Annotated in this window: 13 protein-coding genes; 8 read left to right on the plus strand and 5 right to left on the minus strand. The window is 67.3% G+C overall.

What is annotated here, in order from left to right:
• Positions 1-18: 18 nt before the first annotated feature.
• The gene (locus AC1DS3_RS00760) at positions 19-786 is read left to right on the plus strand and encodes an SDR family oxidoreductase (protein ID WP_441632678.1); all 768 of its coding nucleotides are present in this window, start codon (positions 19-21) and stop codon (positions 784-786) included.
• A gap of 261 nt (positions 787-1,047) precedes the next feature.
• On the opposite strand, the gene AC1DS3_RS00765 is transcribed toward AC1DS3_RS00760, so the two are convergent.
• Positions 1,048-1,944: a LysR family transcriptional regulator gene (locus AC1DS3_RS00765; protein WP_441632680.1), complete on the minus strand. Its 897-nt coding sequence runs from the start codon at positions 1,942-1,944 to the stop codon at positions 1,048-1,050.
• Between the two features lie 161 nt (positions 1,945-2,105).
• On the opposite strand from AC1DS3_RS00765, the gene AC1DS3_RS00770 reads away from it, so the two are divergent.
• The 3 genes from AC1DS3_RS00770 (at position 2,106) to AC1DS3_RS00780 (ending at position 4,919) form a co-directional block, all read left to right on the plus strand.
• On the plus strand, positions 2,106-3,467 hold the full coding sequence (locus tag AC1DS3_RS00770; protein WP_441632682.1) for an acyclic terpene utilization AtuA family protein: 1,362 nt from the start codon (positions 2,106-2,108) through the stop codon (positions 3,465-3,467).
• Positions 3,464-3,844 carry an AtuA-related protein gene (locus tag AC1DS3_RS00775; RefSeq protein WP_441632684.1) on the plus strand — a complete coding sequence of 127 codons (381 nt, stop codon included), beginning with the start codon at positions 3,464-3,466 and terminating at the stop codon, positions 3,842-3,844. The genes AC1DS3_RS00770 and AC1DS3_RS00775 overlap by 4 nt, the downstream gene beginning before the upstream one ends.
• Positions 3,845-3,932: 88 nt before the next feature.
• On the plus strand, positions 3,933-4,919 hold the full coding sequence (locus AC1DS3_RS00780) for a Bug family tripartite tricarboxylate transporter substrate binding protein (protein WP_441632686.1): 987 nt from the start codon (positions 3,933-3,935) through the stop codon (positions 4,917-4,919).
• A 58-nt stretch (positions 4,920-4,977) separates the two neighbouring features.
• Here AC1DS3_RS00780 and AC1DS3_RS00785 read toward each other — a convergent pair whose 3' ends face one another.
• Positions 4,978-7,089 (minus strand): ParB/Srx family N-terminal domain-containing protein, encoded by a 2,112-nt coding sequence (locus tag AC1DS3_RS00785; RefSeq protein WP_441632688.1) that lies wholly within the window; start codon positions 7,087-7,089, stop codon positions 4,978-4,980.
• Positions 7,090-7,393: 304 nt separating this feature from the next.
• Here AC1DS3_RS00785 and AC1DS3_RS00790 point away from each other — a divergent pair, with 304 nt between their 5' ends.
• The gene (locus AC1DS3_RS00790) at positions 7,394-7,987 is read left to right on the plus strand and encodes a hypothetical protein (RefSeq protein ID WP_441632690.1); all 594 of its coding nucleotides are present in this window, start codon (positions 7,394-7,396) and stop codon (positions 7,985-7,987) included.
• Positions 7,988-8,039: 52 nt separating this feature from the next.
• Entirely contained in the window at positions 8,040-9,041 is a 1,002-nt protein-coding gene (locus AC1DS3_RS00795; protein WP_441632692.1) for an MBL fold metallo-hydrolase, read from the plus strand.
• 33 nt (positions 9,042-9,074) lie between these two features.
• Here AC1DS3_RS00795 and AC1DS3_RS00800 read toward each other — a convergent pair whose 3' ends face one another.
• Positions 9,075-9,509, minus strand: a complete 435-nt coding sequence (locus AC1DS3_RS00800; RefSeq protein WP_150986453.1) for an EamA family transporter — start codon at positions 9,507-9,509, stop codon at positions 9,075-9,077.
• 54 nt (positions 9,510-9,563) lie between these two features.
• A complete protein-coding gene (locus AC1DS3_RS00805; protein WP_441632694.1) occupies positions 9,564-9,953 on the minus strand; it encodes a GNAT family N-acetyltransferase in 390 nt (129 codons plus the stop codon).
• A 173-nt stretch (positions 9,954-10,126) separates the two neighbouring features.
• Here AC1DS3_RS00805 and AC1DS3_RS00810 point away from each other — a divergent pair, with 173 nt between their 5' ends.
• Positions 10,127-11,623, plus strand: a complete 1,497-nt coding sequence (locus AC1DS3_RS00810) for an AMP nucleosidase (RefSeq protein WP_441632696.1) — start codon at positions 10,127-10,129, stop codon at positions 11,621-11,623.
• A gap of 98 nt (positions 11,624-11,721) precedes the next feature.
• Positions 11,722-12,417 (plus strand): HD-GYP domain-containing protein, encoded by a 696-nt coding sequence (locus AC1DS3_RS00815; RefSeq protein ID WP_441632698.1) that lies wholly within the window; start codon positions 11,722-11,724, stop codon positions 12,415-12,417.
• 52 nt (positions 12,418-12,469) lie between these two features.
• On the opposite strand, the gene AC1DS3_RS00820 is transcribed toward AC1DS3_RS00815, so the two are convergent.
• Positions 12,470-13,114: an OmpW/AlkL family protein gene (locus AC1DS3_RS00820; RefSeq protein ID WP_441632700.1), complete on the minus strand. Its 645-nt coding sequence runs from the start codon at positions 13,112-13,114 to the stop codon at positions 12,470-12,472.
• Positions 13,115-13,357: the final 243 nt, after the last annotated feature.

Raw genomic sequence — 13,357 nt, forward strand, 5'->3', positions numbered from 1 at the left:
CTGCGGTATAGTCGCCGCATGGCTACCTTACCTTTTTCCCTCGAAAGCCGCGTGGCGCTGGTCACCGGCGGCGCGCAAGGCCTGGGCCAGGCGATTGCCGCCGGGCTGGCGCAAGCCGGCGCACACGTCATCGTCGCCGCGCGCAATGCCGAGCGCGTGCATGCCGCCGTTGCCGCGCTGGCCGCTGACGGCGGCCGCGCCGAGCCGCTGGTGCTCGACGTCACCGATGCAGCCGCGGTCGACGCCGCCTTCGCCCACATCGATGCCACGCATGGCCGCCTGGATATCCTCGTCAACAACGCCGGTGCGCGCAACCGCAGCAATATGGCGCACCTGGATGCGGCGGACCTGCGCGAGATGCTGGAGACCAACCTGGTGGCGCCCTACGCCCTGTGCCGCCACGCGGCGCAGCTGATGCGGCGCGGGCGCTACGGGCGCATCGTCAATGTCAGCTCGATTGCGGGGCAGGTGGCGCGTGCCAACGATGTGCTGTATCCCGCTACCAAGGGTGGGCTCGATGCGCTGACGCGCGCCATGGCAGCGGATCTCGGGCGCGACGGGGTGACTGTGAATGCGGTTGCGCCCGGGTATTTTGCTACCGAGCCCAATCAGCCGATGGTGGATGATGCTGGCGTTGCCGAGTGGTTGCGGCAGAGGACCGCGCTTGGGAGGTGGGGGCAGCCGGAGGAGATTGCGGGGGCGGTGGTGTTTCTGGCTTCGGGGGCGGCTTCATATGTGACTGGGCATGTTTTGGCGGTGGATGGGGGGTATCTGGCGCATTTTTGATTTTTGGTTTTGGGTGCAACTGCAACTGCAACTGATTGACTTCAAAGTCAAAAGCCACTGCAGTTTCACCACCCCTGCGGGGCGGCGACCTACTTTTTTGTCTTGCCAAAAAAGTAGGCAAAAAAGGCGCGCCGGATGGGGCGACACCCCCTCGGGATCGCACGGGTGTTTCCCGCCTGGGGGCGGGCATCACGGCTACATCGTTGTTGCGGTGGAGTTGCCGATCTTGCTGGTTTCGGCGGGCCTGTGCGCGCCGCCTGTTCAGGCCGCCTTGCCCTTCTTGAAATGTGCTTGCAGCGCTTCGATCATCGCTGCCGCCGCCGTCGAATCTCCCCGCTCCTTCAAGCGCACCAGGCAAATCTCCCGCACCAGCGATGGCAGCTGCATGGGCCGGATGGCCAGGCTTTCTTGCTGGAACTGGAATAGCGCCAAGGCCGGCACCACGGTCACGCCAAGTCCGGCCGCTACCAGCGCGGCGACGGTGGCCAGGTGTTCCACTTCCATGACCCCGTTGAGCTTGAGCGGATGGAGCGCGGCGTCCAGGTGCTGGCGTACGCTGCTGGTCCGGGATAGCTGGATGAAGGGCAGGCCGGCCAGCGCTTGCGGAGTCACGCGCCGCCGATTGGCAAGGGGATGGCCAGCGGGGCAAACCAGGTGGAAGGTGTCCGTTACCAGGGGCTCGATGCGCAGGTCGCTATCCTGCGCGGGGGCGGGCGCCAGCGCAAAATCCGCGCGGCCGCGCCTTACCAGGTCGATGCAGCCGTCCGCCAGCAGGTCAAACAGTTCGATGGCGATGCCGGGGTAGCGCTGGTGGAAGGCGGCCAGGATCGGCGGCAGGTCGCCTGCCGCCAGCGAGGGCAGCGCGGCGATCGAGACGCGTCCTTTGCGGCGTTCGGCATGGTCGCGCAGCTCCGCGAAGGCGGTCTCGAAATCGGCCAGCAACCGCGCCGCCACGTCTTCGAAGCGCCGTCCTTCCACGCTGAGTTCCACGTGGCGCGTGGTGCGCTCGAACAGCCGCGCGCCGGCTTGCTCCTCCAGCGTCTGGATCAGCGCGCTGAAGGCGGATTGCGACAGGTGGCAGGCCTGCGCCGCGCGGGTGAAGTTGCGGTGCGTGACCAGGGCCACAAAGGCGCGCAGGTGTTTGACGGAGAGGTTCATTGGCAAGCGCCAGCGGCTTCGATTTAATCTGGAAAGTCGATAGATTAATCCAAATTATCCGCTTTTTGGTTGACGGCGGTACGTCTAGAATAGCCGCATCGGCCCGCAACCCCGCGCACGGCCAGCCTTTGTTCACCCGGTTCTCACCAGGCTTTCATCCTATGACCGCCCCTTTGCTGATCGGCTCCGGCGCCGGCTTCTCCGGCGACCGCACCGACGCCGCCCTGCCCGTGGTGCGCACGCTGATCGCAGCCGGCGGGCCGGCCGTGCTGATGTTCGAGACGCTGGCCGAGCGCACGCTGGCGCTGGCCCAGCTGGCGCGCCGCAACAATCCCGCCCACGGCTACGAGCCCCTGCTCGACGCCCTGCTCGCGCCGGTGCTGGGGCTGTGCCTGGCCAACGGCATTCCCATCGTCGGCAATTTTGGCGCGGCCAATCCCCATGCTGCGGCGCAGCGCGTGCGCGCGCTGGCGGCGGAGCTGGGCCTGGCACCGCCACGGGTGGCGGTGGTGGAGGGCGACGATCTCTCGCACGACGCGGGCCGAGCGGTGCTGCGCAAGATTGTGGGCGCGGGCTTTCCGGATGCACGCTTTGTTTGCGCCAACGCCTACATTGGCGCGCGCGGCATTGCCGATGCGCTGCGCGCCGGCGCGCAGGTCGTGGTGTGCGGCCGCGTGGCGGATCCCGCGCTGGCGGTAGGCCCGGCCATGGCGCATTTTGACTGGTCGTGGCAGGACTGGGACCGCCTGGCGCGCGCCACCATGGCCGGGCATTTGCTGGAATGCGGGGCGCAGGTCACCGGCGGCTATTTCGCCGATCCCGGCATGAAGGACGTGCCGGATGTGCACGCCGTCGGCTATCCCATCGTGCGCTTGGACGAAGATGGCAATATCGAAGTGAGCAAGGCGGCGGATACGGGCGGCTGCGTGGACCTGCGCACGGTCAAGGAGCAGCTCCTCTACGAAGTGCACGACCCCGCCGCCTATCTGACGCCCGACGTCATCGCCGACATCAGTGCGGCCACCGTCGAGCAGATCGGCCCGGACCGCGTGGCGGTGCGCAATGTGCGTGGCCGCGAGCGGCCCGAACAGCTTAAGGCCAACCTGTTCTACGAAGGCGGCTGGATCGCGGAAGGCGAGATCTCGTACGCCGGCCCGAACGCCGCGGCGCGTGCGCGCCTGGCTGCGCAGATCGTGCGCAAGCGCATGGATCTGCTCGGCCATGCGGTGCCGATCCGCTTCGACCTGATCGGTGTGCTGAGCGTCTTTGCCGACGATGGCGGCCGCCTGCTGCAACAGACACAACCCGGCGAGGCACAGGCGCAGGACGTACGCCTGCGCGCCGCGCTGGCGCACGAGGACAAGCCCGTGGCCGAAGCGCTGCTGCGTGAAGTCAATGCGCTGTACACGTGCGGCCCCGCCGGCGGCGGCGGTGTGCGCACCGCGTTGCGCGCGCGGCTGAACGCCATGTCCTGCCTGGTGCCGCGCAGCGCCGTCACCGCAAGCCACTCCCTGCTGCCATGAACGCAACCGCTACTGCAACCGCTACCGCAACCGCTACCCCTGCCACCATCGCGCTCTACCAGCTCGCGCACGGACGCACGGGCGACAAGGGGGATCGCTCCAACATCAGCGTGATCGCCTACGACGCGCGCGATTTCGACCACCTTGTCGCGCATGTCACCGAGGACGCGGTGGCGGCGCTGTTCCGCCACCGCCAGCCGGCGGCGGTCAAGCGCTACCTGGTGTCCTCGCTGCAGGCGATGAATTTCGTCATCGACGGCGTGCTCGATGGTGGCGTGAACGATGCCCTCAACCTGGATACGCACGGCAAGGCACTGTCTTTCCTGCTGCTGCAACTGGAGATCCCTTTGCCTCCGCGGCTGGCCGGCGCCGGCTGAAGCAGAACACCGAAGCAGAACACCGAAGTAAAGCGACAAACCAAAACGACAAACCAGAACGATTCCAGATTCGAACAGGAGACCAAAAATGTCCGCATACAGCAAGCCCGCTTCCCGCCTGAAGGTGGTCACCGGCATCGCCGCCGCGGCGCTCGCGCTGCTGGCCGGCCCGGCGCAGGCGGAGTTTCCGGACAAGCCGATTCGCTTTGTGGTGCCGTTCGCCGCCGGCAGCGCCACGGACCAGCTCGCCCGCGCGATCGGCCAGGCCATTACGGTCGATGCCAAGGTGACGGTGGTGGTCGACAACAAGCCCGGCGCCAACGGTTTTATCGCTGCCAGCGACGTGGCCAAGGCCAGCCCGGACGGCTATACCGTGCTGATCAGCACCAACACCACGCATGCGGCCAACGAGCATCTGTTCAAGAAGCTGCCCTACGATCCGGTCAAGGACTACGTACCGGTGACCGCGCTGGGCCGTGGCGGCCAGATCATGGTGGTCAACCCGCAGTTGCCGGTCAACAACGTCGGGGAATTCATCGCACTGGCCAAGAAGGAGCCGGGCAAGCTCAGCTTTGGCAGCGGCAGCTCGTCCTCGCGCATTGCCGGAGAGCTGTTCCAGCAGATGGCGCATGTGCAGTTGCTGCACGTGCCCTACAAGAGCAACCCGCTGGCCATCACCGACCTGCTGGGCAACCAGATCCAGATGATGATCACCGATACCGCCACCGGCCTGCCCCAGGTCAAGAGCGGCAAGCTCAAGGCGCTGGGCGTGTCGGGCAAGACGCGCTCGCCGCTGGCGCCCAGTGTGCCGACCATCGACGAGGCCGGCGTCAAAGGCTATGAGATGAGCTACTGGTTCGCTGCCTACGCGCCGGCCAAGACGCCGCAGCCGGTGGTGGACAAGCTCAACGCCCTGATGGTGAAGGCTGCCAGGAGCGAGACGGCGGCAAACTTCTACCAGTCCACCGGCACCGACGTGTTCACCAGCACGCCCGCGGAGCTGGCCAAGTTCCAGGCGCAGGAATCGGCCAAGTGGGGCCGCATCATCAAGGCCGCCAACATCCAGCCTGAGTAAGGCATGGCCGGCGGCCTCGCCGTGCGATCCACCTGCACGGCGAGGCCGCCGGGCCAGCTTACGGGGCCAGCGTCGCCTTGTAGCCCACCGCATACGGCAGCTTGCCGGGCTTGGCGCTGCCCACCGGCTGCGACAGCGCCGTGAGCTCCGTCTCGTTGAGCACCGTCAGGCCACCCAGCGCCGCGGCGGTCTTGCCGCTGCTCACCGGATCGGCCGGGGCCAGCGCCGCCATGGCGGTGGCCGCTGCGCGCACGGCGCTCAGGTAGCTCGTGGTGTCGTCCAGGCGGTAGTTGTCCAGGTTGACGCGCTGGCGCAGCCAGTCACCCCAGTAAAACTCCGTGAACTCCGTGGCGTCTGCCAGTTGCTGGTAGGCGATGTCGCGCGTGAAATACACCAGCGAGCGATAGCGGTCGTTGCCCAGGCCGTTGCGCAGGCCGAGCGCCGGTGGCAGTTCGGCCGGCGTGGTCGGGCGGTTGGCGGTGTCCTTCAGCCACATCAGCTTGCGCTCGCGCAGCGTGCGGAAGAACGTGGCGCGGTCCTGCGTGGCCAGGTTGTCCTGCACCTTGATCCACATCTTCGCCTGCGGGCCGCCGTCGGCAGCTTCCCACACGCTGGTGAAGGTGTGATGGCCATCGGTCAGGTACGGCTTGCCCGCCGGGCCGATCACCATGGTCTTCATATCCGCTGGCTTGTTGCCGACCGCCTTGGTGCAGGTGAAGGAGGCGAGGTTGTCAAGGCGCGACGCAGCGCTCGTCGCGCTGGCCTTGTTCTGGCCGTTGGCCTCGCAGGCATCGTCGAACTTCTTGGCCGGGTCGGCCGCGTAACGGCCCAGCTTGTAGTAGATCTGGTCGAAGCCGATGGCCGGCTGGGTCGGGCGCAGGTCGGCCAGCGTGACCTGCACGATATCGCCGGCCTTGGCTTGCAGGTAGGTGGTGGTCGGGGTTTGCGCGGCCAGCGGCGTGCAAACGCCCTGGAGGCGGCGCTTGGCGCCGGGTACGTCGCGCAGCTGGTAGGCCAGCTTGGCGGTGACCGGCAGCAGCGCCAGCGAGGCGGCTTGCGGCTGGGCGGCGGCGGTGTCCTGCCAGGCCCCGGACACCAGCCCGTTGGCGCCGGTGGCGATGGCGCCACTGGCCCCGACGGCCGCGTTGTAGTTCAGCGCGACGTCCGTGGCGATATTGTCGGCGGCGAGCCGGTTGCCCACGATCGACACGATGTTGCGGCGGGTGCGGCCAGTGGCCGCGTTGCCGTCGTCCAGCTCGGGCTCGGCACACAGCCAGTCGCCGTCGGCGGCGCCGGCGGCAATGGCCTGCGCGCTCCTGAGCACCCAGCTGCCGTTGCGCGGGCTGCCGTCAGCATTGCTGGCGGCCTCGTCGACGAACAGCGTTGCCTGGCCATCCTGGCGTGCCACAAAGAGGCGGCCGATCTTGCTGCCGCCCAGCGTCACGGCGAAGGCGCCGGGGAAGCGCTGCTGGTCGGCGTCCACGGCGAGCTTGCCGCTTTCGCCGCCGGCGCAATTGTCGGCATAGGCGGCGCCGGCGCAGGCGCGCACCGTCCCGTCCGCGGAGATCTTGACCTGCCCCACGGCGGCCGTGGTGCCGGCCTGGCGCAGATAGTTGTAGACGCCCGCGACATCGCTCAGCTGCGCGCCCTTGTTGGCCGCGCTCACGTGGCCCTGGAGCAGTGCGCCGCCACCCGCGAGGAGGTTGGGCACCTGGCCCAGCGCACCGGACAGCACGCCGGCATCGACCACGAACTCAAAGCTGATGGCGCTCGCGGCGGTGGCCAGGGCCGCGGGCACGTCGGCACTGGCTGCCGCCAGCTTGGTGACCTTGTAGGTGTCGCCGCTACGCGTGTAGCTGCCCACCAGCGTGCCGCCCAGGCCAAAGCGCGAATCGAGAAAGCGCAGCGTGACCTGGCCGGCGGCCGGCTGGTCGAGCGCTACGGACACGGTATCTCCGAAGCTCACCGCGCCGACATAAAGCGAGCCGCCCGCCAGCGGCGTGAGCGCGGCCGGCTGCGTCACCGCGCCGCCATTGCTGCCATTGCCTCCGGTGCTGCCGCCGCTGCCCGCTTGCGCCGCCTGCGTCTGGTCGCCGTCGCCGCCGCAGGCGGCCAGTGCTGCCGTTGCCAGGGTACAGGCCACTGCAGCCCACTGCTTTCGCTTGATCATCGATCCTTCACCCGTTCGTTGTTCTCGTTTGTTCTCGTGTGTTTTCGTTTGCCGCCCGCCTGTTGGGGGCGGGCGGCGGCAGGGCCACAATCTATGTCGGCTTGATGACGTGCTCGTGACGAAAGGTCTTGAAGCAAAGACAACCAGGCCGGCGCGATCGCGGGAACCGGCGCATTCCGAAGCAACCTTGCTGGCGGGAGGGCCGCGCCACCGCTGGCGCGGGAGACGGGCTACCATGCCGCCAACCACTCAACAATGGCCGTGCGGCAGCCTCTGGCCAGCCGCAGGCCCACGCAAGGCACGCATGAACGCACCCGCATCGACGTATCCCGGCTCCCTCGATCCCCAGGCTCTGATCCGCACCTATATCCGCGCCAAGGATGAGAACCGCCCCCATCTGATGGCACACGCCTTCGCTGCCGATGCCACGCTGGAGATGACGGTCAAGTCCGAGGCCATCGCGTTCCCGGCACGCAGCGAAGGCCTGGCCACGATCAGCGACGTGCTGGTGCGGCGCTTTGGCCAGAGCTACGACAACGTCTACACGTTCTGCCTGGCAGAGGCCCCGCCCGCAGCCGACGCGCAACGCTATGGCTGCGACTGGCTGGTAGGCATGACCGACAAGGCCAGCGGTGGCGTGCGCGTGGGCTGCGGCAGCTACGCATGGGAATTCTCGGCACAAGATGGCGCCCGGCGCGTTGAGGCACTCACCATCGTGATCGAGGCCATGGAAGTGCTGCCCGCCGACGCCGCGCAACAGGTGCTCGACGGCTGGCTGGCCCGCCTGCCCTATCCCTGGAGCACTGCCGCGCATGTTTGCGCGCAGGCGCCGGCACTGGCACAGTTGGCACCGGCGCTGGCGTATCTGCGTTCCCGCGCCGCGCAAAACAGCCGTTGACCAGGCGGCGGCACGTGGCCTTGCCTGGTTTGCTCTCCTAAAGGACCGACCCATGACGCTGCCCCGCCTTGCTGACCGCCTGACTTCGCTTTCGATGGTCTGCGCCCTTGCCCTTGCCGGCCTGCCCGCGCTGGCGCAGGTTCAGCCGCCAGCGGCCCCGCCGGCCCAGCAGAGGACGCAGGTGCCCGGCTACTACCGCATGATGCTGGGCCAGTTCGAGGTCACCGCGCTCTACGACGGCTACGTCGACCTGGACACCAAGGTGCTCAGGTTCACCAGCCCGGGCGAGGTGCAGGGCCTGCTCGCGCGCATGTTCGTGGCCTCCACGCCCGGCATGCAGACCGCCGTCAACGCTTACCTGGTCAACACCGGCGCCAACCTGATCCTGGTCGACACCGGCACGGCGGCTTGCTTCGGCCCCACGCTGGGCCGCGTCGTCGAGAACCTGCGCGCGGCGGGCTACAACCCCGCCCAGGTCGATACGGTGCTGCTGACCCATATGCACGGCGATCATGCGTGCGGCCTCACGGCCGAGGGCAAGGCCGTTTTCACCAATGCCACCGTGTATGCCGACAAGGCCGAGGCGGGCTACTGGCTGGACGAAGCCACCGCCGCGCGCGCGCGACAGGACGCGCAGTCCTCGTTCGCCATGGCGCGCGCCGCCGTCGCCCCCTACCAGGCCGCCGGCCGGCTGCGCACCTTCGGCGCCGGCGACAAGCTGGTGGCGGGCGTGAGCGCGGTGCCGGCGCCCGGGCACACCCCGGGCCACAGTGGCTACCTGTTCAAGTCAGGCGATCAAAGCCTGCTGGTGTGGGGCGATATCGTGCACAGCCACGCGGTGCAGTTCCGCCGCCCGGAAGTGGCGCTGGAGTTCGACGTGGACAGCACGCAGGCGGTGCGCACGCGCAAGAAGATTTTCGCCGATGCCGCGCGCGGCAAGCTGTGGGTGGCGGGCGCCCACCTGCCGTTCCCGGGGATCGGCCATGTGCGCGTGGAGAGCAAGGGCTACGCCTGGGTGCCGGTGGAATACGGGCCGCTGCGCACGGACCGGTGATGCGGATGCAACCCCATGTGCCGCGGTTGCCTCTTAGCGCTTGAACCCCAGCACCAGCACGCCGGCGCCAACCAGCGCGATGCCGGCCCACTCGCGCAAGTTGGGGCGTTCGCCGAGAAAGATCACGGCGAACACCGCCACCAGCAGCAGGCTCAGCTTGTCCACCGGCGCCACCTTCGAAGCATCGCCAATCTTCAGCGCCCGGAAGTAACACACCCAGGAGGCGCCCGTGGCAAGGCCGGAGAGCACGAGGAAGATCCAGGTCCGCGGCGACAGCGCAAGCGGGTTGCTCCACTTGCCCGTGAGCACCACGAAAAAACTCAGCACCACGATGATCACCGCCGTGCGCACCAGCGTGGCAAGGTCCGAGTTGACGCCTTCCAGCCCGATCTTGGCGAAGATCGCCGTCAGCGCGGCAAAGACGGCCGACAGCAACGCCCAATGAAACCAACCGGTGGATGAGGCCATGTGTTGTTGTGCACGATGAAGGTTTGAGCGGCGGGCCAGCCCGCCGGGCCCGGCTCAGATGCGCCGGCGCTCCATGGCCACCAGCGAGGGCACAAAGCCGAGCTGCCCGAAGAAGGCCGCCTCGGACGAGCGTCCGGCGCGCAGCACCCAGGTGATATCGGGATCGTTGCCGACGATGTGGCGCACCAGCGCCCGGCCGATGCCGCGGCGGCGATGGCTCGGCGTCACCGCGATCATCGACAGGTAACCGTTGGAGATGTCGTCGCACAGCGCCCGCGCGAAACCCACGATCTCTCCGTTATCGACCGCCACCACCACCCGTTGCGAGTTGGCGATCAGCCGGGCGAAGCGTTCCGTGTTGGCAACGCGCTGCGCCCATCCGTTGGCCGCAAGGAGTTGTCTGGCCGCCTCGATCTCTTCTGGCAGCAGATTGCGGATTTCCATCGGGGCTCCCAATGCAAGCAGATACGGCAACTCGGCGCTGCCCTTCTAATGGGGGGCGTCACGAGGCGAGTGCGGCGCGGGGCCGCAAAAAAGACTGCAGGCAGTGTAGCGAGCGCGCGAAGGCCCGTCAATTTGCGGCAGGCCATGTTGCTTCCGCTCTGTAGCGGGGTATCATGTTTCCCATGAATGCCTCGATCTTCTCTTCCGCCCATCCGGCCGATCAGCTGGCCGAGTTCTCCGACGCCGACGCGGCGCTGGCTCGCATCCGTGAAATCTACGATGCCTCGGTCGGCGCGATCCGCGCGCGCTTCGATGCCTTCGCCCAGGGCCAGCCGCTGCCGTCCGCGGCACATGCCTGCTACCCCTACCTGGGCATCTCGGTCAATCTCGAAACCATGGTCACCGACAGCCGGCCATCCTGGGGCACGGTTGCCTACCCCGGGGTCTACGGCACCACGGTCACCCGCCCCGAACTGCTGGCCGATTACTACCGCGACCAGATCGAGCGCCTGATACGCTACCACCGCGTGCCCGTGGTGGTCGGCGTCAGCCGCCGCCCGATCCCGTTGCCGTTCGTCATCGAAGCCTCCACCACGGACATCAGCTACACCCAGGCGCGCGAGCTCGAAGCCTCGTTCGTGCTGCCCGAGCTGAGCCGCATCGACGACGCCATCGCCAACGGCACCTATGAGCCGGTGCCCGGCGAAGCCTGGCCGCTCTCGATGTTTCCCGGCGAGCGCGTGGACCTGGCGCTGCAGCGCCTCTATCACTACACCGGCACCGCGCCCCAGCATTTCCAGCGCTTTGTGCTGTTTACCAACTATCAGCGCTACGTCGACGAATTCATTGCGCTCGGCCGCTCGCTGATGGCCGCCGAAGACGCGCAAGGCGCGGACGGCTACGTGCGCTTCGTCGAACCCGGCGATGTGATGCAAGAGCGCGGCGAGGCCGAACCCGACGACGCGCTGCGCCCGCGCGCGTTGCCGCAGATGCCCGCCTACCACCTGGTGCGCGAGGACAATCTCGGTGTCACGCTGGTCAATATCGGCGTGGGCCCGTCCAACGCCAAGACCATGACCGACCACCTTGCCGTGCTGCGCCCGCACTGCTGGCTGATGGTTGGCCACTGCGGCGGCCTGCGCCGCTCGCAACAACTCGGCGACTACGTCCTGGCGCACGCGTATGTGCGCGACGACCACGTGCTCGATCACGACCTGCCCCCCTGGGTGCCGGTGCCGCCTATCGCCGAGATCCAGGTCGCGCTGCAAGAGGCCGTGGTGCGCGTGACGGGTTTGTCCGGCAACGAGATGAAGACCCGCATGCGCACCGGCACCGTTGTCTCCACCGACGACCGCAACTGGGAGCTCAAGTCCAAGGCGTTGTACGCCCGCTTCAACCAGTCGCGCGCGATTGCCATCGACATGGAAAGCGCCACGGTCGCGGCCAACGGCTTCCGCCTGCGGGTGCCGTATGGCACCTTGCTATGCGTGTCCGACAAGCCGCTGCATGGCGAACTCAAGCTGCGCGGCATGGCCAACGCGTTTTATCGGCAGCGGGTGAGCCAGCATATGTCGATCGGGCTGGAGGCGATTCGCATCTTGCGCGAGGGCGGTGCCGAGCAACTGCACTCGCGAAAGCTGCGTAGTTTTGACGAGCCGGCGTTCCGCTAGGCAGGCGAAATGCGCGGCCACGAAGGCGGTTCGCCATCGGCTATTGGCGATATGCCTTGGCAGGCATAGAATCTCGCGCTTCGCCCAGCTTCAGCACCATGACTACGAATCCCCATGCGGTTATGACGCTGGCCAGCCTGACGCTCGCTGGCTGCTTGCGTTACCCGCATGCATCGGGCCATCTCGTTCGCACCGCGACGATCGCCGCCTGCCTTGCCGATCTGCTCGGGCTGGATGCGGCGCACTGCGAGCGCATACGGCTCGTCACGCCGGCGCACGACGTGGGCAAGCTCGCCATCCCCGATGCCATTCTGCTCAAACCTGGCAAGCTGCTCCCTGAAGAGCGGCAGGTGATCGAGCGGCATGCCGAGATCGGCGCGAACATACTTGCGGGCAGCGCGGACGCGCTGATGCGTCTGGCGGCGCAAGTCGCGCACCATCACCATGAGCGTTTCGATGGCACGGGCTATCCACGCGGCCTGGCCGGCAAGGAGATCCCGCTGGCCGCGCGTATCGTGGCGCTGGCCGACGCCTTCGATGCCATGACGGAGTCGCGCTGCTATCGTCCCGGCATGAGCGACGACGATGCGTTGTCGATTGTCTCGGCAGGTTCCGGCACGCATTTCGACCCGGGCGTGGCGAGCGTTTTTCTCGCCAACATCCCGCAGATACTGCAGAGCCGGCAATCAGCGCAAGCGCTGCTTGATGCTGGCCCGGAGCTGGCCGTGGTCGCGCGCTTCTATGGCTTGAATCGCAACGCATTGCGGCAGATCCCGCGCCCAGCCAGAGCCTGACGCGGTATCAGCCGCGCGCTCGTTGTGCGGTGGCGTGCCGTTCCGCGTTTCGTCAGAAGCGGTAGCCCACACCCATGCTGAACAGCCACGGGTCCAGGCTCACGTTCGAGACCTTCACGCCGGCCGCCTTCACATCGCTCGACAGCCACACCTTCTTGACGTCGGCATTGAGGAACCAGTTCTTGGTGAGCTTGTAGTCCATGCCGATCTGCAGGGCCGGCGCCACGCTCCAGCTATCGAGCGACAGCGAATTGTTGGCAATGTCGGCGCCCCAGATGCGCGTGAAGTTCAGGCCGGCGCCGATATACGGGCGGAAGGTGCCGTTGGGAATGAAGTGATACTGCACCAGCAGCGTCGGCGGCAGATGGGTGAAGGAGCCGATCTTGTTGCCATCCAGGTAGACGTTCTGCTTCTGCGGCACGGTCAGCACCAGCTCGGCGGCGATGTGCGGCGTGAAGAAGTAGGTGACATCGAGTTCCGGAATCCACTTGTTGTTGACCGTGATGCGGTCCGAGGCGCCAACGCCGCCGATCGGGTCGGACTTGCCGGCCATGTCGAGATAGGTGCCGCGCAGGCGCACCATCCAGTTGCCCTGCGCTTCATCGGCAGCAGCAGCGGGCGTTGCGGCAACGGCGCTGAGCACGGCAAGGGTAGCAATGGCGGTGGTGCACAGACGGGTAGGCAGGTGCTTCTTCATGATGGTTGGCTCGTGTTTTAGGAAACTTCACGCACAGTGTGGCGCAGCGTTTCCGGTCGAGCCTTGACCGAGAGCAAGAAGATGGGCATCGGTGGCGCGCACACGCGCATGCGTCGCCGCGTTGCGACAGTCCCCGCTCGCGCCGGGGTGCTTGCGCGCGAGCCGCGCAGCGCGCTTTCGCATTTCCAATCCCGGGCCGGGCTTCTAAGGACATGCGCAAATATTCGTGGCAGCAAGTTTGCG

The organism is Cupriavidus sp. 01L46 (genome assembly GCF_056399905.1).